The 20979-nt window shown below is 65.4% G+C and carries 23 protein-coding genes; 11 read left to right on the top strand and 12 right to left on the bottom strand.

Annotation, left to right across the window (positions count from 1 at the left end; genetic code table 11):
• Positions 1–265 precede the first annotated feature (265 nt).
• The 3 genes from LDZ23_RS18475 to LDZ23_RS18465 all read left to right on the top strand — a co-directional run bounded on the left by LDZ23_RS18475 (position 266) and on the right by LDZ23_RS18465 (position 2658).
• Entirely contained in the window at positions 266–778 is a 513-nt protein-coding gene (locus LDZ23_RS18475) for a GNAT family N-acetyltransferase (protein WP_008353205.1), read from the top strand.
• A gap of 117 nt (positions 779–895) precedes the next feature.
• Complete coding sequence (locus tag LDZ23_RS18470; protein ID WP_008353206.1) at positions 896–1951, top strand: NAD(P)/FAD-dependent oxidoreductase; 1056 nt, start codon at positions 896–898, stop codon at positions 1949–1951.
• Positions 1948–2658, top strand: coding sequence for an extensin-like domain-containing protein (locus LDZ23_RS18465; protein ID WP_008353209.1), 711 nt, complete (start codon positions 1948–1950; stop codon positions 2656–2658). Before LDZ23_RS18470 ends, LDZ23_RS18465 begins: the two co-directional genes overlap by 4 nt.
• Position 2659: 1 nt before the next feature.
• On the opposite strand, the gene LDZ23_RS18460 is transcribed toward LDZ23_RS18465, so the two are convergent.
• Positions 2660–3349 carry an HD domain-containing protein gene (locus tag LDZ23_RS18460; RefSeq protein ID WP_033537069.1) on the bottom strand — a complete coding sequence of 230 codons (690 nt, stop codon included), beginning with the start codon at positions 3347–3349 and terminating at the stop codon, positions 2660–2662.
• A gap of 186 nt (positions 3350–3535) precedes the next feature.
• Between LDZ23_RS18460 and LDZ23_RS18455 the strand changes: the two genes are divergently transcribed.
• Together LDZ23_RS18455 and LDZ23_RS18450 are read left to right on the top strand one after the other, a co-directional pair.
• Complete coding sequence (locus tag LDZ23_RS18455; protein WP_008353212.1) at positions 3536–4504, top strand: GlxA family transcriptional regulator; 969 nt, start codon at positions 3536–3538, stop codon at positions 4502–4504.
• A 115-nt stretch (positions 4505–4619) separates the two neighbouring features.
• Positions 4620–5117, top strand: a complete 498-nt coding sequence (locus LDZ23_RS18450) for a hypothetical protein (protein WP_008353214.1) — start codon at positions 4620–4622, stop codon at positions 5115–5117.
• Between the two features lies 1 nt (position 5118).
• Here the strand turns inward: LDZ23_RS18450 and LDZ23_RS18445 are convergent, their stop codons facing one another.
• Positions 5119–5412: a hypothetical protein gene (locus tag LDZ23_RS18445; protein WP_144403815.1), complete on the bottom strand. Its 294-nt coding sequence runs from the start codon at positions 5410–5412 to the stop codon at positions 5119–5121.
• Between the two features lie 248 nt (positions 5413–5660).
• Here LDZ23_RS18445 and LDZ23_RS18440 point away from each other — a divergent pair, with 248 nt between their 5' ends.
• From LDZ23_RS18440 to LDZ23_RS18430, 3 genes are all read left to right on the top strand, one after another.
• On the top strand, positions 5661–6278 hold the full coding sequence (locus LDZ23_RS18440; RefSeq protein ID WP_008353218.1) for an OmpW/AlkL family protein: 618 nt from the start codon (positions 5661–5663) through the stop codon (positions 6276–6278).
• A gap of 205 nt (positions 6279–6483) precedes the next feature.
• Positions 6484–7056 (top strand): hypothetical protein, encoded by a 573-nt coding sequence (locus tag LDZ23_RS18435; RefSeq protein WP_033537049.1) that lies wholly within the window; start codon positions 6484–6486, stop codon positions 7054–7056.
• The gene (locus LDZ23_RS18430) at positions 7053–7448 is read left to right on the top strand and encodes a GFA family protein (RefSeq protein WP_008353220.1); all 396 of its coding nucleotides are present in this window, start codon (positions 7053–7055) and stop codon (positions 7446–7448) included. Before LDZ23_RS18435 ends, LDZ23_RS18430 begins: the two co-directional genes overlap by 4 nt.
• Positions 7449–7457: 9 nt before the next feature.
• Here the strand turns inward: LDZ23_RS18430 and LDZ23_RS18425 are convergent, their stop codons facing one another.
• Positions 7458–8468 (bottom strand): zinc-binding alcohol dehydrogenase family protein, encoded by a 1011-nt coding sequence (locus LDZ23_RS18425; protein WP_008353221.1) that lies wholly within the window; start codon positions 8466–8468, stop codon positions 7458–7460.
• A gap of 185 nt (positions 8469–8653) precedes the next feature.
• Between LDZ23_RS18425 and LDZ23_RS18420 the strand changes: the two genes are divergently transcribed.
• A complete protein-coding gene (locus LDZ23_RS18420; RefSeq protein WP_008353222.1) occupies positions 8654–9484 on the top strand; it encodes an NAD-dependent protein deacetylase in 831 nt (276 codons plus the stop codon).
• Between the two features lie 3 nt (positions 9485–9487).
• On the opposite strand, the gene LDZ23_RS18415 is transcribed toward LDZ23_RS18420, so the two are convergent.
• The gene (locus LDZ23_RS18415; RefSeq protein ID WP_008353223.1) at positions 9488–10744 is read right to left on the bottom strand and encodes an aminotransferase class V-fold PLP-dependent enzyme; all 1257 of its coding nucleotides are present in this window, start codon (positions 10742–10744) and stop codon (positions 9488–9490) included.
• Between the two features lie 263 nt (positions 10745–11007).
• Between LDZ23_RS18415 and LDZ23_RS18410 the strand changes: the two genes are divergently transcribed.
• Complete coding sequence (locus tag LDZ23_RS18410; RefSeq protein WP_008353224.1) at positions 11008–12702, top strand: methyl-accepting chemotaxis protein; 1695 nt, start codon at positions 11008–11010, stop codon at positions 12700–12702.
• Between the two features lie 7 nt (positions 12703–12709).
• Here the strand turns inward: LDZ23_RS18410 and acuI are convergent, their stop codons facing one another.
• From acuI to LDZ23_RS18385, 5 genes are all read right to left on the bottom strand, one after another.
• Positions 12710–13705: an acrylyl-CoA reductase (NADPH) gene (acuI, locus tag LDZ23_RS18405; RefSeq protein ID WP_008353225.1), complete on the bottom strand. Its 996-nt coding sequence runs from the start codon at positions 13703–13705 to the stop codon at positions 12710–12712.
• 64 nt (positions 13706–13769) lie between these two features.
• A complete protein-coding gene (locus LDZ23_RS18400; protein WP_008353227.1) occupies positions 13770–14207 on the bottom strand; it encodes a PRC-barrel domain containing protein in 438 nt (145 codons plus the stop codon).
• Positions 14208–14368: 161 nt separating this feature from the next.
• A complete protein-coding gene (locus tag LDZ23_RS18395; protein WP_008353229.1) occupies positions 14369–14584 on the bottom strand; it encodes a hypervirulence associated TUDOR domain-containing protein in 216 nt (71 codons plus the stop codon).
• A 54-nt stretch (positions 14585–14638) separates the two neighbouring features.
• A complete protein-coding gene (locus LDZ23_RS18390; protein ID WP_008353230.1) occupies positions 14639–15061 on the bottom strand; it encodes a DUF1810 domain-containing protein in 423 nt (140 codons plus the stop codon).
• 10 nt (positions 15062–15071) lie between these two features.
• Entirely contained in the window at positions 15072–15974 is a 903-nt protein-coding gene (locus LDZ23_RS18385) for an aldo/keto reductase (RefSeq protein WP_008353233.1), read from the bottom strand.
• A gap of 279 nt (positions 15975–16253) precedes the next feature.
• On the opposite strand from LDZ23_RS18385, the gene LDZ23_RS18380 reads away from it, so the two are divergent.
• Positions 16254–17519: a glycosyltransferase family 9 protein gene (locus LDZ23_RS18380; protein ID WP_144403814.1), complete on the top strand. Its 1266-nt coding sequence runs from the start codon at positions 16254–16256 to the stop codon at positions 17517–17519.
• Here LDZ23_RS18380 and LDZ23_RS18375 read toward each other — a convergent pair.
• Genes LDZ23_RS18375 through LDZ23_RS18365 form a run of 3 tightly spaced genes read right to left on the bottom strand, consistent with a single transcriptional unit; the run spans position 17476 to position 20862 of the window.
• Positions 17476–19260 carry a chloride channel protein gene (locus LDZ23_RS18375; protein ID WP_008353237.1) on the bottom strand — a complete coding sequence of 595 codons (1785 nt, stop codon included), beginning with the start codon at positions 19258–19260 and terminating at the stop codon, positions 17476–17478. The two genes, LDZ23_RS18380 and LDZ23_RS18375, sit on opposite strands and share 44 nt — an antisense overlap.
• 17 nt (positions 19261–19277) lie before the next feature.
• Positions 19278–19688 (bottom strand): MarR family winged helix-turn-helix transcriptional regulator, encoded by a 411-nt coding sequence (locus tag LDZ23_RS18370; protein WP_008353238.1) that lies wholly within the window; start codon positions 19686–19688, stop codon positions 19278–19280.
• Positions 19689–19707: 19 nt separating this feature from the next.
• Complete coding sequence (locus tag LDZ23_RS18365; protein ID WP_008353239.1) at positions 19708–20862, bottom strand: HPP family protein; 1155 nt, start codon at positions 20860–20862, stop codon at positions 19708–19710.
• Positions 20863–20979 lie beyond the last annotated feature (117 nt).

Genomic DNA, 20979 nt, shown 5'->3' with positions numbered 1-20979 from the left:
GCGGCAGACCGTGCGCGATCCAAGCTGGATTGGGCCTATGAGGGCACTCTTTAGGCGAGTGCCATCTGCGATGAGAGAACTACCCAAATTGCGTGTGACCGCGGGCCTGAAAAGCTGCTTTCTTTGCTTACTTTCTTTGCAGCGGCAAAGAAAGTGAGTGCCGCCCCGCACAGGGGCAACGCCAACAGACCGACACGAAAACGGGATCCGGCGACATAGCCCAGAGCTAGAATGCACGCCTCACCACCGCAAGACAGAGCACCCTATGAAGGCATCCACATCAATCCGCCACGAGCAACTCAGCGACATCGACGCGATCGAAATACTGACCACTGCCGCATTTCTCGATATGCCCTATTCGAGCCACACCGAGCAGTTCATCGTCAACGCATTGCGAAAAACGGGCCGCCTCACGCTATCCCTCGTTGCGGTGGAAAACGGCGACATCATTGGGCATATCGCGATCTCGCCCATCAGCATCAGCGCAACCGCGAGCGGCTGGTTCGGCCTCGGTCCGCTTTCCGTGACGCCCGCGCGTCAACGCGAAGGCATCGGCGGCGAACTCGTGAAGGAAGCGCTCGCGCACCTGAAGCGCGATGGCGCCGCGGGCTGCGTCGTGCTCGGCGATCCAGGTTATTACGGACGCTTCGGCTTCCGACCCGAATCCGCGCTCACGCTCCCCGGCGTGCCCGCCGAATACTTCCAGGCGTTAGCTTTCAGCGAAAAAGTCCCCGCCGGAACCGTTTCTTTCGACAAAGCCTTCGATGCCCGCGCCTGACGCCTGAAAGCAATCGCCGCTAAGCCGCAAGGGGTTTCGTTGCCGCGAGAGAACGCTTTCTGTATCGTGGCCCGAAGAATGCTGAAAAAGTCAGCAGGCCAAGGAAAGAACCCCGAAATGGAACCTCAAAGCGAAGCGATAAAAACCGACGTGTTGATCATAGGCGCGGGCCCGGTCGGGCTATTCGCGGCCTTCGAGGCGGGCGTCATCGGCCTCTCGTGCCAGATCGTCGATACGCTCGGCCGCATCGGCGGACAGTGCATCGAGCTCTACCCCGACAAGCCGATCTACGATATCCCCGCGATTCCCTCATGCACCGCGCGCGAGCTCGTCGATCGCCTGCTGGAACAGATTCGTCCCTTCGACGTGCCGATCCACCTCGATCAACGCGTGCAATCCGTCACGCAGCGCGATGACGATCATCGCTGGACCGTGACTACCGAAAACGGCATGACTTTCGATTGCGCCGCGATCCTCATCGCCGCGGGCAACGGCGCGTTCGTTCCGCAGCGTCTGCAGTTGCCCGAAGCCGCCGCGCTCGAAGGCCGCGACGTGCATTACAGCGTCTCGCGCGCGGCCGATTTCGCGGACAAGGAGATCGTCGTCGCGGGCGGCGGCGACTCGGCGCTCGACTGGGCGCTCGCATTGAAGGACATCGCCAGGAAGCTCACGCTCGTGCATCGGCGCAACGGGTTTTCGGCAGCCGCGAATTCCGTCGCGACGATGAAGCGCGCGGTCGAAGCCGGTGAGATGTCGTTCGTCGTCGGCATGATCGAATCGCTCGATGCGCCCGATGGCGTGCTGCGCGGCGCACGCATCAAGCAGGTGGAAGGCTCGACCGATCTGGCCGTCGACAAGATCGTCGCGCTCTACGGTCTCGTGTCGGAGCTCGGGCCGATCGCGACATGGAATCTCGACGTGCGCGGCGGCCGCATCGAAGTGGATACGTCCAACTATGAATCGTCGCGGCCGGGCATTTTCGCAGTCGGCGATATCGCCAACTATCCGAACAAGCAGAAGCTCATTCTGTCGGGCTTTCACGAAGCGTCGCTCGCGTTGCGCAAGGCGTATTCGTACGCGTATCCCGAGAAAAAGCGCGTGCATGTACATTCGAGCTACGACGCCAAGCTCGCCGAGCGCGTGAGCGCGGCGCACACGGCCGATCACGCGTGATCGCACGCATCGTCGGATGGCTGTTCCTCGCGTTGCTCGCCGGCGCGGCGATGTTCGGCTACGCGGTCTATTCGAAACGCATCGTGCTGCCCGAGCGTTACGATCCTTTCGCACCGCTCGACGTGCGCGCGCCGCAAGGTCCGCTCACGCGCTTCAAATTATGGCGCACGATGCACGACGCGCAACGCTGCGATGCCGCGCTCGCACGCTCGGGTCTCGTCTATCGCGAGATGGCCGATGCGACCGGACCGGGCGGATGCGCGCTCCAAAGCGTCGTACGCGTCACGCAATCGCAAGACGTGCGCTTCAGCGCGCCGTTTCTCGCGACGTGTCCGCTCGCGCTCGGCATCGCCTACTTCGAGCATCAATATCTTCAGGCGGCCGCGCTCGATACATATGGCGAGCGCATCGCGCGCATCGAGCATGTCGGCAGTTATGCTTGCCGCAATGTGAATCATCAGCAGGACGCGGCGCTGAGCCAGCACGCGAGCGCGAACGCCATCGATCTAACCGGCTTCGTGCTCGATGACGGACGCCGCATCACGCTCGCTCGTTGGGACGATGCCGCGTCGCCCGACGGCCAGTTCCTGCGCCGCGTTCACGAAGGCGCGTGTCATGCCTTCGATACCACATTAGGCCCCGACTACAACGCCTTGCACAAGACGCACTTTCACGTCGACATGGGTCCGTATCGCGTTTGTCGCTGAACTACGCGTGTCGATGCGAAGGATTGCGGCACGTCGCATGATCGTGCGGCTGATCGTTCCACGCCGATCCGAGGATGATGCTGCAGAAGTTCAGGCGCCTGTAGTTCGGGTCTTTCAGCGCGAGGACATCGGCCTTGACGTTGCCGAAAGTGGATTCCGGCTTGGCGATCGTCCCTTTGGCGAAGGCGTCGATGATGCCTTCCTTGAAGTTCGCCTCGCGCGGATGCGCCGCAACGACGAGCCGGCGTTGATCGGCGCTGAACTCGTCGTAGGCGAGACCGAGCACATCCATCTCGACGCCCGCCGTGACGAGCGCGACCACCGGTTTCTTGTGCTGCGGAATGCCGGGCGTCGTGTGCAGCGCGATCGCATCCCACACCTGCTCGATCTCGCTTTCGCCGATGCCATGCCCGCGCAGGAAATCGCGCGCCGCGTTCGCGCCATCGACTTCGAAGCGGTCGTGCGGGCTGCTGTATGCATCGGTGAGGCCCATGTCGTGGAACATCGCGCCGATATAAAGCAGTTCGGGATCGTATTTCAGCCGCTTGCGTTCGCCCGCGAGCGCGCCGAACAGGAACACGCGGCGCGAGTGATGATAGAGCAGGTCGGGTTCCGTATCGCGTACGAGTTGCGTGGCTTCGCGCGCCATCTGGCTGTCGGGAATGCTCATGCCTGCGATGATTTCGCTCATGTTTGAAGCTCCGGAATGTGAGTCGATGAAAGACGCGAAGCGTCGTGCGTTGCTAAAATCGCGCAGCGCGTCCGATGCCTTCAGTCTCTTCAAAAGGCGCTCGCGTCTCAATCGAAACGACGCGTCGAACTCTGCCAGGCGCACGCCGTCTTCCGCCACGCGCGCTCATCACCGACTTTCTCTCCGATGCCGACAGTTGCAATCGCAATCTTTCAGGGCGTGCAGGCGCTCGATGTGGCCGGTCCCGTCGATGTCTTCGCGGAAGCGAACGGCTTCATCGCTGCCTCGGACGCGTATGAGATCACGCTTGTCGGACCGGAGGAGCGCATCGTGCGCGCGTCGAACGGCACGCGGCTCGTCGCGGATCTGCCGTTCGACAAAGCCGATCGCCATTACGGCACGGCGCTCGTCGCGGGCGGTCCGAGCCTTCCCGTCGATGAACCCGATCGGCGCCTCTGCACCTGGCTCGTCGATACGGCGTCGCGCTGCGAGCGTTACGGCTCGATCTGCACCGGCGCATTCGCGCTCGGTCACGCGGGCCTGCTCGACGGCCGCAATGTCACCACGCACTGGCAGAATGCGCCGCGGCTCGCGGAGCGTTTTCCGCGCGCACGCGTCGAACTCGATCGCATTTATATGCGCGACGGCAATCTCGTCACGTCGGCGGGCGTGACGGCGGGCATCGATGTCGCGCTCGCGCTCGTCGCCGAAGATCACGGCGCGCAAGTCGCGCTCGCGGTCGCGAAACGGCTCGTCGTATTCGCGCAGCGGCGCGGCGGACAATCGCAGTTCAGCCCGTATCTGAGCGCCCCCGCCGACGACACGTCGCCGGTCGCGAAAGTGCAGGCGTACGTCATGGAGCACATCGGCGAGCGGCTGTCCGTCGCGCGCATGGCGAGCGTCGCGGGCATGAGCGAGCGCAACTTCGCGCGCGCCTTCGTGCAACTCGCGCAGTTGACGCCGCACGAGTTCGTCGAACGGGCGCGCGTCGACGCGGCGCGCAATATGCTCGAAAGCAGCGACAAGCCGCTGAAAACCGTCGCCTACGACTGCGGCTTCGGCACGGCGGACCGCATGCGGCTCGTGTTCACGCGGCGGCTCGGTGTATCGCCGAATGATTATCGACTGAGCTTTCGCACGCGCTTTGTGAAGTGATCGGGGCGTTGGCGCGCCGACGCGTGACGCCGGGTTCGCTAAAATTCGAGATGAACGCGGCCCGTGCGACAGTGCGCGCGCCGCAGAATCCACCCTCGACATATCGGAACAGCGAATGACGAAACAAGAGACCGCCACGCAAGATCCCTACGAACGACGCGCACTGCTGCTGCATCTCGGCGACGTGCTGGAGTCCGTGTTTTGCCTGAGCCAATGCGCCGACGAATACGCGAGCATCGGCGAAGCGGTGAAGGGCAACGACGCGCTCGCGGGCTTCACGCTGCTCGGCTTCGTCGACGCGACCATGCCGCCGCGCGATTTCATCCGCCGTGCATCGGGTGCGTTTTTCGTTTGGCCGAAAGCGCTGCTCGATGAAACGCTGAATCGCCCGATGCTGGCGAACACCGTGAAGCACGATCTCTTCGCGGACAACGCGAAGGGCTGGAACGCCTACATGGAAGAGCGGCGCAAGGAAGTGCCGTGGTTCGGCGAGGATCTCCCCGAAGTCGCAACGAGCGCGGCGCCTGCGCACGAAGCCACGCCGGCAGCGGAAGCGGAAAAGCCGTCGCGCTATTCGACGTGGCCGTGGCCGGACAAGCCGGCCGACGCGTGATCTACTGCTTCTTGCTCATGCCGCTCGCGCCCGAGTCGAAGCCGAGTCCGTTCGGCCGGTCGGGCGCTGCGCCCTTGCCCGATGACGTCTTGCCCGGCCGCGTCTTCAGCGCATCGCTGGCATTCGCGGCGGCCGCAGCGGGCGGCGTCACGTTTTTCTCCTGATACGCGGGCGTACTGTCGTAATCGAGCTTGTTCGGTTTTTGCGGCGCCTGCTGCGCGCTCGCCACGACGGCCAATGTGCCGCCGAGCAGAATCCCCGTCATGCGCCCGAGTGTGCCGATTGTGGGTCTCATCTGCTTCCTCCCTTTGTTCTGCACGTTCTCTTCGTTCAGCAAGGCGCGGACCCGCCCGCAAGTGGCGCGCGGTCGCAGACCCGCCGATGCGTAAAGCATGCTTGTCCGCGCGCAAGGCTTGCTGCGATAGGCGGCGCGCGTCTGGCGCGCGTTGATTGTGGTCAAAGGCGCGACCGACCCTCGCTCGGACAATTCTCACTTTTAACGTGAGTGAGCTAAAAATGAGAAAGGGTCTCGGGGCAATCGTCATGGCATGCGCGGCGTTGTTCGCGGGCGCGGCGCAGGCGGCAGGCGATGCATCGTCGAGCGATGCGATGGGCGGCATCCACGCCGGCGATGTGCTGGTTCGCCTGCGCGCGATCAGCATTCAGCCCGATGTGACAGCGGGGGGCACGCTCGGCACGCTCGGTGTCAACGTCAACAACGCGATCGTGCCGGAGGTCGATTTCACGTACATGATCCGCGATGACATCGGTGTGGAATTGATTCTCGGCACGTCGCGGCATCAGGTGACATCGAACATCGGCGGGCTTGGCGGCGTGGGCGTGCTGCCGCCGACGCTGCTCCTGCAATATCACTTCAATCACGCGGGGCGCGTGCGTCCGTATGTCGGCGCGGGCGTGAACTATACGTACTTCTACAACGACAAGCTCAAGGCGGGCGACACGCCGGTGTCGATCAAGCACAGCAGCTTCGGCCCGGCGTTGCAGGTGGGCGTCGACGTACAGGTGGCGAAGAATTTGTTCGTCAACGCCGACGTGAAGAAGATCTGGATGCGAACGAGCGCATCGGCGGGCGGCGCCGATCTCGGCTCGCTCAAGATCGATCCGTGGGTGATCGGCCTTGGCGTCGGCATGAAGTTCTGATGCGCGGTTCATCGCGGCAAATGTGCGCCGCGCCGCGCATCGTCTGAAAGTTGGCGGAAGATGCCAGTGCTTCTGGCGTGGACGGTTCGGCGGGCGCGGTATCCTTGACAGCAGGCCCGGCGCAGACTCGCGTCGCTCGAAGTGTGTCCGAGCGGCGCAAGAAACTGCAACGACTAATAAAACCGCATCGGGGAACTGCAAGCCAATGAGACCTTCCACTTACGCGGGATTCGTTTTGCTCGCGGCGTGTGGCGCCGCCTTCGCGCAACAGCCGCTCACCGTGCCAGGCCGCAGCCAGAGCGCGTGGCAGCAATCGATCGATAACGCCGCCTGCTACGGCTACGCCAATCAGACGACCAAAGTGAACATGGCGCGCGAGTCGCAAGCGCCATCGCGCGACGCTCAGGCGCAGCGCGACACGCGCACGCTCACGCCGCCGCGTCCGGTCGAGCCGCCGTTGCCGGCGAGTGCGGCGGGCGCATCGGGTGCGCTCGCGGCGTCTGCGGCGGCGCCTGCATCGGGCGCATCGGCGGCGATCGCCGCGTCGGGTGCGTCCGGCGCGACGGGCGTGACCGCCTTGCCGCATCCCGCATCCGGCGCGATGCCCGGCATGCCGGCGATGCCCGCATCGATGGCGGCGGGCGCATCCGGCGCATCCGACGCGATCTACGGCGGCGACATGAAGATGCCGCCGCTGCCGCCGCCCGAGCCGCCGATGACGCGCTACTGGCGCGCCTACAGCGAATGCATGCAGAACCGCGGCTACTTCACCCGATGAATCAGCCGCTTCACGAAGGCGGATGTGCGTGCGGCGCGGTGCGGGTGCGCGTCGCGGGCGCGCCGAAGGAAGTGAATCTGTGTCACTGCATGACGTGCCGGCGCATCCACGGTGCGCCGTTCGGCGTTTACGCGATCTTTCCGCGCGATGCGTTTGCCGTGACGGGCCAAACGGTCGCGTGGGCGAGCTCCGCGACGGGCAGGCGGCATCATTGCCCGCTGTGCGGATCGCCGGTCTATCTGGCGTTCGACGGCGTCGACGAAATCGAGGTGCCGACCGGCATCTTCGATGAAACCGGCCTTTATCCGCCGCAGTACGAAATCTGGTGCAAAAGCGCCGAGCCGTGGCACGACGCGCAAGGACGGCCGCGCTTTGTACGCGGCGCGCCCTGATTCAACCCGTCAGCATTCGACGATCGCTTTCACGACGCCCGCTTTCGGATCGAGCAGCGACGAGAACTGCGTCGGCACATCGCTCAGCGTCAGACGATGCGTGTTGAGCGCATCCGTCGGCACTTCGCCCTTGCGCATCGCGGCGAGCACGGTCTCGAAGTCCTCGGGCGTCGCGTTGCGGCTCGCGAGCAGCGTCGCTTCGCGCTTGTGGAACTCCGGATCGGCGAAGGAAATGCGATCCGGCACGATCGACACCAGCACGTACTTCCCGCCGTGCGCGATGAATTCGAAGCCGCGTTCCATCGCGCGCGAATTGCCGGTCGCGTCGAACACCACATCGAAGAATTCGCCATTCGTGAGCGTCGACAGTTGTTCCTTGTCCTGCTCGCCGATCTGCACGGTCGCGTCCACTTTCAGTTCGCGCTTGCAGAACGCGAGCCGGTCTTCGCGCGTATCGAGCGCGGTGACGTTCGCGCCGCGCAGCCGCGAGAAGGTGATGGCCGCCATGCCGATCGGACCCGTGCCGACAACCAGCACGCGCTGCCCCGGCTGCACGTCCGCGCGACGCACGGCGTGCGCGCCGATCGCGAGGAATTCGACCATCGCGGCCTGATCGAGCGTGACGCCCTCGGCCTTATGGACGAATTGCGCGGGCAGATTCAGATATTCGGTGAACGCGCCATCGCGATGCACGCCGAGCACCTGAATGTTCACGCAGCAATTCGTCTTGCCCTGACGGCACGCGATGCACTTGCCGCACGACAGATACGGCATCACGTAGACGGTGTCGCCCGCCTTCAGCCCGCTCGATGCGTCCGCTTCCTCGATCACGCCCGACAGCTCGTGGCCCATCACGCGCGGATACGACAGATAAGGCTGATTGCCGGTGAAGATGTGCAGGTCCGTGCCGCACACGCCGACGCGCTTCACGCGCAGCAGCACTTCGTTGTCGGCGCGCTGCGGTTTCTCGCGCTGTTCGGCTTTCAGGGTTCCGGGCGTTTCGCAGATGACGGTCAGCATGCTGGATGTCTCGATATGTCGTTGGAGTGGGGCGTCCGTCAATCTAACGATGCGCGCCGATTTGGTCAAGCCAATTTCAATATCGAAAAAGTGGTAAGGCCGGATGCGCAGCCAGCGGCGCGGGCGGTTTCGCCTTATATTTCCACCAGAGCAAATCGCTCGGACAAGCGAAAAAAGGACGGCAAGTGCAGCAGCTTCATGAATTCGTCGAGCGGCATCCGCGGCTTTTCGTGCTGTCGGGCGCGGGCATCAGCACGGAATCGGGCATTCCCTGTTATCGCGATCGCGAAGGCCAGCGCACGGGCCGCGCGCCCATTCTGCTGAAGGACTTTCTCGGTTCGGACTACGCGCGCCGGCGTTATTGGGCGCGCAGCCTCATCGGCTGGCCGGTCGTGCAGAACGCGCAGCCGAACGCCGCGCATCACGCGCTGCGCGCGCTCGCCGCGCGTTCCCGGGTACATCGGCTCGTCACGCAGAATGTCGACGGATTGCACACGCGCGCCGGCAATCCCGATGTGATCGAGCTGCACGGCAATATCGGGCGAGTGCGCTGCATCGAATGCGGCGAGCGGCATACGCGCGCGGCCGTGCAGCGGATGCTGGAAGCGGCGAATCCGGATTTCGTCGGCTATACGGCGCCCGCGGTGCCCGACGGCGACGCGCATATCGAAGATCTCGATTTCGCCGCCTTCGACGTGCCCGGCTGCACGCGCTGCGGCGGCGTGCTCAAGCCCGACGTCGTGTTCTTCGGCGAGAGCGTGCCGCGCGCGCTCGTCGACGACGCGGCACGCTCGCTCGAAGCCGCCGATGCGATGCTCGTCGTCGGCTCATCGCTGATGGTGTATTCGGGCTATCGCTTTTGCGAGTGGGCCGCGAAAAGCGGCAAGCCGATCGCGGCCATCAACATCGGCAAGACACGCGCCGACGCGCTCCTCGCGCTGAAAGTCGAAGCGCCGTGCTCGGACGCGCTCGAACGCCTGATCGAGCATCTCGACGCACGGCCGGTGACGCGCTGACGCTTACTTCGCTTCGCGCGCAAGCGCCGCGATGCCTTCGACGAGACGCTCGGCATCCGACATGCGCGAGAAGAGCGCGGGCGTCACGCGGACGACTTCGCCCGCGTCGGGGCCGGGCCGCGTCACCGTGAAGACGCCGAAGCGATCGCGCAGCGCGGCGACGATCGCATCGCAACCTGCTTTCGTCGCGCGCCCGTTCAGGCGGAACGCAGTGATGCCGGCGGTCATCGACGGATCGTGCGGCGTCAGAATCTGCACGCCGGGAAGCTCGCTCGCGGGCTTCGCCCAGGCATCGCGCAACGCACGCAGACGCGCTTCCTTCGCCTTCGCACCGATGCGCCGATGCACGTCCAGCGCCGACGGCAGCGTGAACCACGCGGCGAAGTTCGGCGAGCCGGTATGCACGCGCGCGCGGATATCGTCGGCGGGCCAGGAGCGGTCGCCGAGATACGGATCGATCGACGCGACGTGTCCCTTCCGGATGTAGATCGCGCCGCAGCCGAGCGGCGCGCCGATCCACTTGTGCAGGTTCAGCGCGGCGAACGGCGCGTTCAAGTCGGGCACGTCGAAAGCGAGTTGCCCCCACGAATGCGCGGCATCGACGATCACGTCCGCGCCGGCTTCCTTCGCCATCGCCGAAATCTCCGCGACCGGGATCACGAGGCCCGTCGCGAAGCAGACGTGCGACAACAGCACGAGCCGCGTGCGCGGATGCGCGCGCAGCGCCTTCGCGTAGGTGTCGAGCACCGCTTCGCGCGTCGCGGGCTCCGGCATCGTAATACGCACGGGCGTGACGCCGCGCCGCTCGCGCAGCCATTCCATCGCGTCCTTGCCGCACGGGTAATCGAGATCGCTGTAGAGCACCGTGTCGCCCGGCGCGAGGCGGTTGTGGCCGCTGATGAGCGCGAGCAGCGCTTCGGTCGCGTTGCGCGTCAGCTCGATCTCCTCGACCGCGCAGCCCATTTCCATCGCGACGCGCTCCCGCAAACCCTGATACAGCGACATCAGATGCGGGCGGATCAGAAGCGTCGTCTCGCGGTTCACGCGCTCGGTCCAGTAATGGAACATCGCCTTGACCGGCTCGGTCATCGCACCCCAGAAGCCGTTCTCAAGGTTGATGAGCTCGTCGGAGTGACGCCACAGCGCGCGCACCGCATCCCAGTAGCGTTCGTTCGTGGCGAGACCGGCGGTTGGCGTCGGCGGAAGCGTCGCGAGCGCATCGGCGAATCCGGGCGTGCGCTGATCGAGGATCTCGGGCATCGGAATGTAGAAGTTCGTGGAAAGAAAATGAAATGCTTACCTAACTTCGCGCATCTGTATGGTAACGGTATTACCGAACGTCGTGGACAAAGTGCAGACTATTTGCATCTTTTCCCTTCAGTCCAAAAATCGTGAGCCGTAATCAGCTTTAGAGCGTCGCGCATCTTTTGCGCTCGATCGTTCGCTCGCGTAGCAGTATGCCGCGCGAAGCGATCACACGGACGCCGTATGTCCCCCGAACGGACCCTGAGAGAACCCTGAAAATGAACCTCAAGAACATCACGATCAAGAACAGGCTGATCGCTGGCTTCGGCATTCTGGCGGTGCTGGTCGTGCTGGTGGCAGGCATGTCGCTGCGCGCGCTGTCCGTCGCGACGGACGGCTTCGCGCACTATGTCAACGGCATCAACGCGCGCGCCGATGTCGCCGGTCAGATTCGCACGGCCGTCGACCGCCGCGCGATCGCCGCGCGCAATCTCGTGCTCGTCACGAAACCGTCCGATATCGAACTCGAGCAAGCCGAAGCCACGCGCGCCCACGAGGACGTGCAGGCGCGCCTGAAGCAACTCAACGACATGCTCGCCAGCGCGAGCGATACGAGCGACAAGGCGAAGAGTCTCGCCGCCGAAATGATGCGCGTGGAGGCGCTGTACGGTCCCGTCGCGACGAAGATCGCCGGGCTGGCGCTCGCGGGCAAGCACGAGGAAGCGGTGACGGCGCTCGACGACGAGTGCCGTCCGCTGCTCGCGCAACTCGTCAAGGCCACCGACGACTACGCGGCCTACACCGCGACGCGCCGCGAGGAAATCGTGCGCGCGGATCAGGCGAGCTATCGGACGCAGCGCAACGTGCTGATCGCGCTATGCGTGGTGGCGGCGCTCTTCGCGGTGATCGGCGGCGTGCTGGTCACGCGCTCGATCACGGCGCCGATCGGCGAGGCGGTCGGCATCGCGCAGACGGTGGCGCGCGGCGATCTGACGAGCCGCATCGTCGCGAATACGAAGGACGAAACGGGCGATTTGCTGCGCGCGCTCGCCACGATGAACGCGCGCCTCACCGACATCGTGAGCCGCGTGCGCGAAAGCAGCGGCGCGGTCGGCGGCGCGGCAAAGGAGCTCGCGACCGGCAATACCGATCTGAGCCAGCGCACCGAAGAGCAGGCCGCTTCCCTGCAGGAGACGGCGGCGAGCATGGAAGAGCTCACGTCGACGGTGCGTCAGAACGCCGAGAACGCGCAGCAGGCGAGTTCGCTTGCATCGAACGCGTCGGATATCGCGAAGAAGGGCAGCGATGTCGTCGGCCGAGTCGTGAACACGATGAACGGCATCAGCGACAGCTCGGACAGGATCGCGGATATCACGGGCATCATCGAGGGCATCGCGTTCCAGACCAACATTCTCGCGCTCAACGCGGCCGTGGAAGCGGCGCGCGCGGGCGAGCAGGGCCGCGGTTTCGCGGTCGTCGCGAGCGAAGTGCGCAGCCTCGCGCAGCGTTCGTCGACGGCGGCGAAGGAAATCAAGGAACTGATCGCGGATTCGGTGGGCAAGGTGCGCGACGGCTCGCTGCTGGCAAGCGAAGCGGGCACGACGATGGCCGAAGTGACGCAGGCCGTCGCGCGCGTGACGGACATCATGCAGGAGATCGCGGCGGCGTCCGCGGAGCAGGGGCGCGGCATCGAGCAGGTGAATCTCGCGATCACGCAGATGGACGAGGTCACGCAGCAGAACGCCGCGCTCGTCGAAGAAGCCGCCGCCGCCGCGACGTCGCTCGAAGAGCAGGGGCGCAGGCTCAACGAGGCGGTCGCGTTCTTCACGGTGGAAGGCGCGACGGCTGCGATCACGCAGGCCGCGCCGCGCGTGGCGCACGCGCCGCGCACGCCGGTTGCGAAACCCGCGCCGCGCGTCGCTCAAGCGGCCGTGGCGCAGCCCGCCACCGCCGACGGCTGGAGCACGTTCTGACGCCGCTTCAGGCGTTCACGTCGACGATCACGCGCCCCTTCACCTCGCCGCGCAGCAGACGCGCGGCGACGTCGGGCGCATCGGCGAGCGGGATCGTCGTCGCGACGCTTTCGATGGTCGCGACCGGCACTTCATCGGCGATTGCCCGCCACGCCGCGATGCGCCGCTCGCGCGGCACGTAGACGCTGTCCACGCCGAGCAGCGCGACGCCGCGCAGGATGAACGGCGCGACCGACGCCGGCAGATCCATGCCTTGCGCGAGGCCGCACGCGGCGACTGCGCCGCCATAGCGCAGGCTCGCGCAGATGTTCGCGAGCGTGTGACTGCCGACGCAATCGACGGCCGCCGCCCAGCGCTCTTTCTGCAGCGGCTTGCCCGGCTCGGAAAGCGTCGCGCGCTCGACGATATCCGCCGCGCCCAGTTCGCGCAGCCGCGCGGCTTCCTCGGGACGGCCCGTCGACGCGATCACGCGATAGCCGCGCTTTGCCAGAATCGCGACCGCGAAGCTGCCGACGCCGCCGTTCGCGCCCGTCACGAGCACGTCGCCGTCCTGTGCGCCGATGCCGTGCTTTTCCAGCGCCTGCACGCAAAGCATCGCGGTATAGCCCGCGGTGCCGACGGCCATCGCCTGGCGCGTCGTGATGTTCGCGGGCAGCGCGATCAGATGAGCGGCGCTCACGCGCGCCTTCTGCGCGAGCCCGCCCCAATGCGTTTCGCCGGCGCCCCAGCCGTTCATCACGACTTTGTCGCCGGGCTTGTAATCCGGATGCGAACTCGTCTCGACGACACCCGCGAAGTCGATGCCCGGCACCATCGGCCAGGTGCGTACGACGGGCGCCTTGCCGGTGATCGCGAGTCCGTCCTTGTAGTTGAGCGTGGAGAAGTCGACGCGCACGAGCACGTCGCCGCCATCGCCGGATGAAGCGAGTCGGGCTTCGTCGATCGACTGAATGGACGCGACCGTGCGGTCGTCCTGTTTGTCGAGGATGAGGGCTTTGAACATCGGCTGGCTCCGGTTGAACGCGGGCGAGGCGGCGCGCGGCCGCCCCGTCAGGCACTACGGCGAATCAATGATGCTCGAATTGCGCGCGCGGGATCGGCGTCGCCTTCACCTTGTTGTACTGGAACTCGGGCAGCGCCTTGATCGCCTCCTTGGTCGCGCCCGCGAGCACGAACTGGCCGTTTTTCACGTCCAGTTGCTCGATCGGAATCGCGACGTCGTGACGCGCCACGCCGAGGAACTTGTTAGCGGCGATGATCGCGAACGAAACGGACTTGTCGGGCGCGACGATGATGTCGTTGATGACGCCGACGCGTTGTCCCTGTTCGTTGACGACCGGCTTGTTCAACACGGATTTCTTGATGCTCCAGCCATCGATGATGGCGGTCGATACTTCGACGGATACGCCGAGCGGCTGCGTGCCTGCGACTTGGGCGAACGATGCCGTGGAAGTCAGGCCAAGTGCCGACGATGCAACGAGCAGTGCCACGAGTTTCGATTTCATTGGTTCGATTCCTCAAAGGATTGGGGCAATCCGGTTCAATTGAAATGCGCGATTCAAGCTTCCAGCGCGGTAGAAGTTTGAACGTTTATCGTGGTTTCTGCAGGAACGGTGTCAGGTGGCGTCGCGCGCACTGCAATAGTGCGAACGTGCGGTGCGCGCGGTCAATGCGAGATCCGCTTGAGCGCGTCGCCTTTGTGAACGGCGCGCTTGCCGCTCTTGTTGCTTTCGACTTCGAAATGCGGATCGTCGTGCGATGCGTTGACCGTGTGGCCGTCGAGCGTCGTGCGCTCGGTGACGATGCGCACGATGCGGCCCGTCGTTTCGCCTTGCGGCGTATTCCAGCGGACGTGATCGTGCAGCTTGAAGGATTGGCCCATGGCTTGCGCTCCCGGAAAAAGTGGACGTTTCCCGAAGCGCAACGGCCATGCCCGTCATGTCAGGCGGGAAAGCGTCGCCTCGTCGGACTGGCCGTCGAAATATCGGCGCAGCGCTTCTTCGAAGACGGCGGGATCGTCGGCGGTGTGCGCGAAAAGGGTCATCGACGAATGGAATTTCATGTCGTCCGGATAGCCGAAAATCTGCCCGGCAGTGCGTCCCTGCAGCCCGTTGACGATGCGCGTCAGCTCGACGAGCCGCGCGCCCAGCACGGGATGCGCGAGATAGGCGCGGGCTTCGTCGCGCGACGAAATCGCGTAGTGCTGCGCCATTGCGCTGTGCCCGAGGCCGACGATCTGCGGGAACACGAACCACATCCAGTGCGTGCGTTTGTGGCCGGCGGAAAGCTCGGCGCGCACGTCGTCGATGACGCTTTCCTGTGCGTCGACGAAACGCTGCAGGTCGTACGGATCGCTCATGCTCATCTCCTTACGCGACCGCATCGGCGATGCGCTTTCGCATCGCTTCATCGGGATAGTTGCCGATGCCCGCGCGCGCGTTATCGATCATGTATTCGCGGCGTCCGGTGCCGGGGATCACGCAGGTCACGGCCGGGTTGCCCAGCACGAACTTCAGCAGGAGCTGTGCCCACGACGTGCAGCCGATTTCCTGCGCGAAATCCGGCAGCGGCCGGTTGCGCAGGCCCGCGAGCAGCGATCCGCCGCCGAACGGCTGATTCACGATGACCGCGACGCCGCGCTCGGCGGCGAGCGGCAGAAGGCGCGCTTCGGCATCGCGGTCGTTGGCGGCGTAGTTGATCTGCACGAAATCGATGCGCTCCGAGCGCAGCACCGCCTCGACCTGCGCAAACGCGCTCGACGTGTAATGCGTGACGCCGATGTAGCGGACCTTGCCGGCGGCTTTCCAGTCGCGCAGCGTGGCGAGATGCGTGCGCCAGTCGAGCAGATTGTGAATCTGCATGAGATCGACGCGATCGGTCTGCCACAAGCGCAGCGATTGCTCCATCTGCGCGATGCCGGCCTCGCGTCCGTCGGTCCAGACTTTCGTCGCGATGAACGCTTTGTCGCGCGTATGCGATTGCGCGAGCAGCGCGCCCGCGACGGCTTCGGAGGAGCCGTACATCGGCGATGAATCGATTACCGAGCCGCCCGCGGCGAAAAGCGCGCGCAGGACCTCGGCGAGCTCGCGGCGGCGGGCGGGGTCGTCGCCGGCGTCGAAGGTGCGCCAGGTGCCGCAGCCGATGACGGGCAAAGGCTCTTTCGTCGACGGGATCGGGCGGGTGTGCATGGGTTGGGCTGCCTGTGCCGTGTCGAATGCCTGCGTGGCGAGCGCGGCGGCGGTCAGGCGGAGGAAAGCGCGGCGGTTGGGCATGGGCGGGGCGATGTCAGCGGGAGAGTTTGCATAGTAGAGAACATCGGGCGATCCGTTTCGAACGTTCGTCAGCGAACGCGCAATCCGACGCCGATGCTTTCATCGGCACAGCCCAGTGCCACCCACGATTCTTTCTCTCCCCGAAACGCCTTTTGACGCAAAGTGCCTTCCCCCATTGGGCCGATACATCTACCTTGGATTGACGCTTTTTTGCGCTCGCGATGCATCGGGGAACTAACATACCGCCTCCCGCCCGCAGCCTTCCTACAAAAAATCAGCATGGCCGATATCGACAACATACGAGACATGGCGCCGCTCGACCTCATCCGCACTTTGCGAGCAGCAGGACGCGCCGCCGAAGCCTGTGCGCTCGCCGGGCAACTCGCCGCGTCGGCGAACCCGGATTGCTGGCTTGCCCAACTCGGCGTCGACCTGAGCTTTCTCGGGATGCACGCGCAAGCCGAGAAATTCCTGAAGCTCGGACTCGAAGAGCCGCTTTCGCAGGCCAATCGATACGCGCTGACCGAAGAGCTATGCATGGTGCAGTTCGCCCTCGGCAAGTTTCACGAGGCGAACGAACGCTATCGCACGATCCGCGGCAGATCGTATGCCGAAGTCTTTCATCAACTCGTTCTCGAATCCGATCCCGATTGGGCCGGCGCGCTCCCGGACAAGCTGCTCGGCATGGACGAGTCCGTCGCGGGCAAGCGAATTTTCATTTCCGCGGAGGGCGGCTTCGGCGATTTCGTGCAGTTCTCGCGCTACATCGACGCGCTGCTGCGCGAAGGGGCGAGCATGATCGTCTCCGAGCAATTTTCGGGTTGGGAGGAAGTCTTCCGACAGAGCGAGCAGGTCAAGCTGTCGATGGCGACGCAAGAGCAGCGCGCGGCCGAACTCGCGTGCTGCGATCGCGTGACCTTCGGTTTCAGTCTCTACGCGCGCTATCAACGCTCGCCATACTTTCCGATGGAAAATCCCGCCGCGCGCATCGCCATCGATCCGGCCAAGCGTTTGTCCGATGACGCCAATGCGCTGCTGAACGTCGAAACGACGCGCCCGAAAATCGGCCTGATCTGGAGAAGCGCGAGCGGCGTGCGGCACGAACCGTATCGTTCGATGCCGCTTCAGCGGCTCGAATCCTTGCTGACGAATCAGGCTTGTCAGTTCTATTCGCTGCAAGTCGGCGAACTCGGCGACGACGAACGCGCGATCATGAACCGCCACGGCGTGACCGATATCGCGCCGCATCTCTCGACCTTCGGCGACACGGCCCGCGTGCTGGAGAAGCTCGATCTGCTCGTCACCATCGATACGGGCACGGGGCATCTCGCCGGCGCGCTGAATCGGCCGGTGCGGGTGTTGCTGTCGCGGGCCTGCGACAGCCGCTGGCTCGACTGTCAGCGCTTCACGCCGTGGTATCCGTCGATGCGGCTCTATCGTCAGACCCAACTGGGCGACTGGACGCAGCCGCTCGCCGATCTCTGCGCCGACCTCGCATCCTTCAGTGCTTCTTCAGCGCCGGCGCCGTCCGCCGAAAGCCCCTGAAGCGCTCGCGCCGATGTTCCTCGTCGAAGTGCGCGCGCGCGGGCTTCACGAGATCGCTGCGCGACACGATGCCGACGAGCCGCCGCGACGCCTCGTCCGCGACCACCGGCAGGCGCTCCAGTTCATGCACGGCGAGACGCGTCGCGGCAAGGCGGCACGGCTCGCCCGGCAGCGCGAACGCCGGCGCGCCGTGCTCCATGCGCTGCAAGGCATCGCCGATGCTGACGCCCGACTGCGCCACCGGCGACGCCCCGATCAACGTCCCGAGCGACGCCCGGTCCAGCATGCCGACGAGCACGCCTTCGCGCACCACCGGATACGCCCGATGCACCTGTTGCGGCCCGAAATGCTTCGCGAGCACGTCGGAAAGCGGCGTGGCGGCGTCGATCGTCAGCACGTCGCGCGTCATGACTTCATCGACGTGATGGCGCTCCAGCGGATCCACGCCGTATTCGCGATAGATGTGATAACCGCGCCGCGCGATCTTCTCGGTCATGATCGAGCGCTTCATGACGACGGTCGCGAAGCCGTGCGCGACGAGCGTCGCGGCGAGCAGCGGCAGGAGCGCGTTCGCATCGTGCGTGAGGCCGAAGGCGAAGACGATCGCGGTGAGCGGCGCGCCCAGCGTCGCGCCGAGCGTCGCGGCCATGCACACGAGCGGCCAGAGCGCGGTGTCGTGGCCGGGCAGGATCGCGCCGAGCGCGGTGCCGAGGCCCGCGCCGAGCATCAATAGCGGCGCGAGCACGCCGCCCGAGGTGCCCGAAGCCAGCGCGACGACCCAGATGATCGCCTTCACGGCGAGAATCGACAGCGCCACCTGAATCGCGATGTGCTGATGCAGCAGATCGCCGATCACGTCGTAGCCCACGCCGAGCGCGCGCGGCTCGAGATATCCGCCGATACCGACGATCACCGCGCCGAGCGCCGGCCACCACATCCAGTGAATCGGCAGCTTGTGGAACAGGTCTTCGAGCTTGTAGAGCGCAGCCGACAGCCCCGACGCCAGCGCGCCCGACAACAGCCCGGCCACGAGGCACGAAAGCAGCGAAATCATGTGCGGCGGCGGCGTTTGGAGCGGAAAGAGCGCGCCCGTACCGAACACCGCCGCGCGCGCGAAGCCCGCGACCGCGCAAGCGAGCGCGACCGGCAGAAAGCTGCGCGGCCGCCATTCGAACAGCAGCAGTTCGACCGCGAGCAGCACCGCCGCGACCGGCGTGCCGAACACGGCCGTCATGCCCGCCGCCGCGCCCGCGACCAGGAGCGTCTTGCGCTCCGCGGCGGTCACGTCGATGCATTGCGCGATCAGCGAGCCGAGCGCGCCGCCCGTCATGATGATCGGGCCTTCCGCGCCGAACGGCCCGCCGCTGCCGATCACGATCCCCGACGACAGCGGCTTCAGGATCGCCACCTTCGGCGACATGCGGCTCTTGCCGAACAGGATCGCCTCGATCGCCTCCGGAATGCCGTGTCCGCGAATCTTGTCCGAGCCGAAGCGCGCCATCATGCCGACGATCAGTCCGCCGATCACCGGAATGCCGATCACCCACGGCCCGAGCGTATTGAGCGCGGGCGAGTTGTCCTCGAGCGAAAGCGCGCCGAAGAAAAACAGGTTCGTGAACAGATGGATGAGCGCAAGGAGTACGACGGCCGCGAGCGTGGCGATGCCGCCGATGACGGCGGCGAGTCCGCATATCTTCAGCAGCCGGTCGTTGACCGAAAAGTCACGTTTGTGATGGTCCATGAAGGCGCTCCAGGAATTCAGAAATCGATCTGCGGCACGCGGAACGCGCCATCGAGAGACTTGATCTCCGCGCGATGCAGCGCGGCGAGGCGCGTGAGCACTTCTTCGCCGCGCGCTTCGAGATGCACCCGCACCTGACGGCGATCCTCTTCGCTCTGCGCGCGTCGCACGAGCCCGGCCGCCTCGCAGCGCGTGACGAGCGCCACCACGCCGTGATGATGCGATTGCAGCCGCTCCGCGAGTTCGCCGACCGTTGCCCATTCGCGCCCCGGATAGCCCTTGATGTGCAGGAGCAGCAGATATTGCAGCGGCGTGATGCCTTCGTTCTGCGCGGCCTGCTCGGAGAAGCGCTCGAAGCGCCGCATCTGATAGCGGAATTCGGACAGTTGCTCGAAGTCCGGCTTGTCGAGTTTGCGCGGAGTGTTCATCGGATTTCAGTGGACGCGCTCAGGCGGTCTTGCGCTCGCCCGCGAACGATTGTCGATAGAGGCCGGAGATCAGATCGGCTTCGGTGATCATGCCCGCGAGCTGATCGTGCGCGCCGACCACCGGAATGTGGTGATGCCCCAAGTGCGCGAACATCGGCACCAGATCGGCGATGGCGGTGCTCGTCTTCACGGTGCAGACGTCGGTTGTCATCAGCGAGGCGACGAGCGGCGGCGTCGTCGACGGGCCGCGCATCAGCCGCTCGATCGCCTGCTGCGCGCGTTGCCCGATGCCGTCGCGGCGCACCGGCGCCAGGTCCGCGCGCGTGACGATGCCGCACACGCGGCGCGTCGCGTCGATTACCGGCAGCGCCTTCACCTGATGCCTGTCGATGAGCGCGAGCGCCGCCTGCGCGCTCGTCTCGGGCGTCACGGAGACGATCGCGCGCGACATGATGTCGGCGCACGTGAACTCCGTGAACCGGCGCGCGTAGGCCTGCAACTGCGCTTCGCGAAGCAGCGCTTCGAGATCGTCCGGATCGACGTCGAGCAATTCGCTGCGGCGCGACAGCACGGCCTGCAGGTCGGCGCGCGTGAACGAGTCGGCGCCGGGCGGCGCGACCGCGGGTTTCGGCGCGGCGTGGCCGTGCGGATAGCGATGCCCGGTGAGCGCGTGAAATGCGATCGCCGACACGAGCAGCGCCGCCGACTGGATCGCCACCGGCGCGAACACGAAGCCATAGCCGAGCGCGTGAATCGACGGCCCGCCGAGCACGGCGGTCAGCGCGACCGCGCCCGAAGGCGGATGCACGCAGCGCAGCGCGAACATCGCGCAGATCGCGAGACAGATGGCGAGCGCGGCAGCGTCGACGGGATCGTGAACGAACATCGCGCAGCTGACGCCGACCGTCGCCGACACGATGTTCCCGCCGATGATCGACCACGGCTGCGCGAGCGGACTCGCGGGCACGGCGAAGAGCAGCACGGCGGACGCGCCCATCGGCGCGATGAGATACGGAATCGCGGATGCATCGCCGATCAGCAGATGCGCCAGCCCGCCCGTCAGCGCAATGCCGATCAGCGCGCCGAGCCCCGCGCGCAATCGCTCGGTCCAGCGCAGCGTGACCGGAGCGGGAAGAAAGCCTTGGAGCCAGCGAAGCAATGCGATACGCGTCACTTTTCAGCGTTCCGGGAAGAGTCAGTGGAAGGTCACACTGGCTGGCCGGATCGAGGGCGCGAAAAGCAAGCGTGCGACAATCGTAAAATTGTATCGCAATATGATACAAAATGTCGC

Source organism: Caballeronia zhejiangensis (assembly GCF_022879815.1).
In the GTDB taxonomy this organism is placed as follows: domain Bacteria; phylum Pseudomonadota; class Gammaproteobacteria; order Burkholderiales; family Burkholderiaceae; genus Caballeronia; species Caballeronia zhejiangensis.
This window is presented reverse-complemented; position numbering and strand designations above follow the sequence as displayed.

What these genes read in the sequence shown, in the direction of transcription:
- LDZ23_RS18475 (WP_008353205.1), top strand. Translation starts at nt 266, where the DNA reads ATGAAGGCATCCACATCAATCCGCCACGAGCAACTCAGCGACATCGAC.
- LDZ23_RS18470 (WP_008353206.1), top strand. Translation starts at nt 896, where the DNA reads ATGGAACCTCAAAGCGAAGCGATAAAAACCGACGTGTTGATCATAGGC.
- LDZ23_RS18460 (WP_033537069.1), bottom strand. Translation starts at nt 3,349, where the DNA reads ATGAGCGAAATCATCGCAGGCATGAGCATTCCCGACAGCCAGATGGCG.
- LDZ23_RS18455 (WP_008353212.1), top strand. Translation starts at nt 3,536, where the DNA reads ATGCCGACAGTTGCAATCGCAATCTTTCAGGGCGTGCAGGCGCTCGAT.
- LDZ23_RS18450 (WP_008353214.1), top strand. Translation starts at nt 4,620, where the DNA reads ATGACGAAACAAGAGACCGCCACGCAAGATCCCTACGAACGACGCGCA.
- LDZ23_RS18445 (WP_144403815.1), bottom strand. Translation starts at nt 5,412, where the DNA reads ATGAGACCCACAATCGGCACACTCGGGCGCATGACGGGGATTCTGCTC.
- LDZ23_RS18440 (WP_008353218.1), top strand. Translation starts at nt 5,661, where the DNA reads ATGGCATGCGCGGCGTTGTTCGCGGGCGCGGCGCAGGCGGCAGGCGAT.
- LDZ23_RS18435 (WP_033537049.1), top strand. Translation starts at nt 6,484, where the DNA reads ATGAGACCTTCCACTTACGCGGGATTCGTTTTGCTCGCGGCGTGTGGC.
- LDZ23_RS18430 (WP_008353220.1), top strand. Translation starts at nt 7,053, where the DNA reads ATGAATCAGCCGCTTCACGAAGGCGGATGTGCGTGCGGCGCGGTGCGG.
- LDZ23_RS18425 (WP_008353221.1), bottom strand. Translation starts at nt 8,468, where the DNA reads ATGCTGACCGTCATCTGCGAAACGCCCGGAACCCTGAAAGCCGAACAG.
- LDZ23_RS18415 (WP_008353223.1), bottom strand. Translation starts at nt 10,744, where the DNA reads ATGCCCGAGATCCTCGATCAGCGCACGCCCGGATTCGCCGATGCGCTC.
- LDZ23_RS18410 (WP_008353224.1), top strand. Translation starts at nt 11,008, where the DNA reads ATGAACCTCAAGAACATCACGATCAAGAACAGGCTGATCGCTGGCTTC.
- acuI (WP_008353225.1), bottom strand. Translation starts at nt 13,705, where the DNA reads ATGTTCAAAGCCCTCATCCTCGACAAACAGGACGACCGCACGGTCGCG.
- LDZ23_RS18400 (WP_008353227.1), bottom strand. Translation starts at nt 14,207, where the DNA reads ATGAAATCGAAACTCGTGGCACTGCTCGTTGCATCGTCGGCACTTGGC.
- LDZ23_RS18395 (WP_008353229.1), bottom strand. Translation starts at nt 14,584, where the DNA reads ATGGGCCAATCCTTCAAGCTGCACGATCACGTCCGCTGGAATACGCCG.
- LDZ23_RS18390 (WP_008353230.1), bottom strand. Translation starts at nt 15,061, where the DNA reads ATGAGCGATCCGTACGACCTGCAGCGTTTCGTCGACGCACAGGAAAGC.
- LDZ23_RS18385 (WP_008353233.1), bottom strand. Translation starts at nt 15,974, where the DNA reads ATGCCCAACCGCCGCGCTTTCCTCCGCCTGACCGCCGCCGCGCTCGCC.
- LDZ23_RS18380 (WP_144403814.1), top strand. Translation starts at nt 16,254, where the DNA reads ATGGCCGATATCGACAACATACGAGACATGGCGCCGCTCGACCTCATC.
- LDZ23_RS18375 (WP_008353237.1), bottom strand. Translation starts at nt 19,260, where the DNA reads ATGGACCATCACAAACGTGACTTTTCGGTCAACGACCGGCTGCTGAAG.
- LDZ23_RS18370 (WP_008353238.1), bottom strand. Translation starts at nt 19,688, where the DNA reads ATGAACACTCCGCGCAAACTCGACAAGCCGGACTTCGAGCAACTGTCC.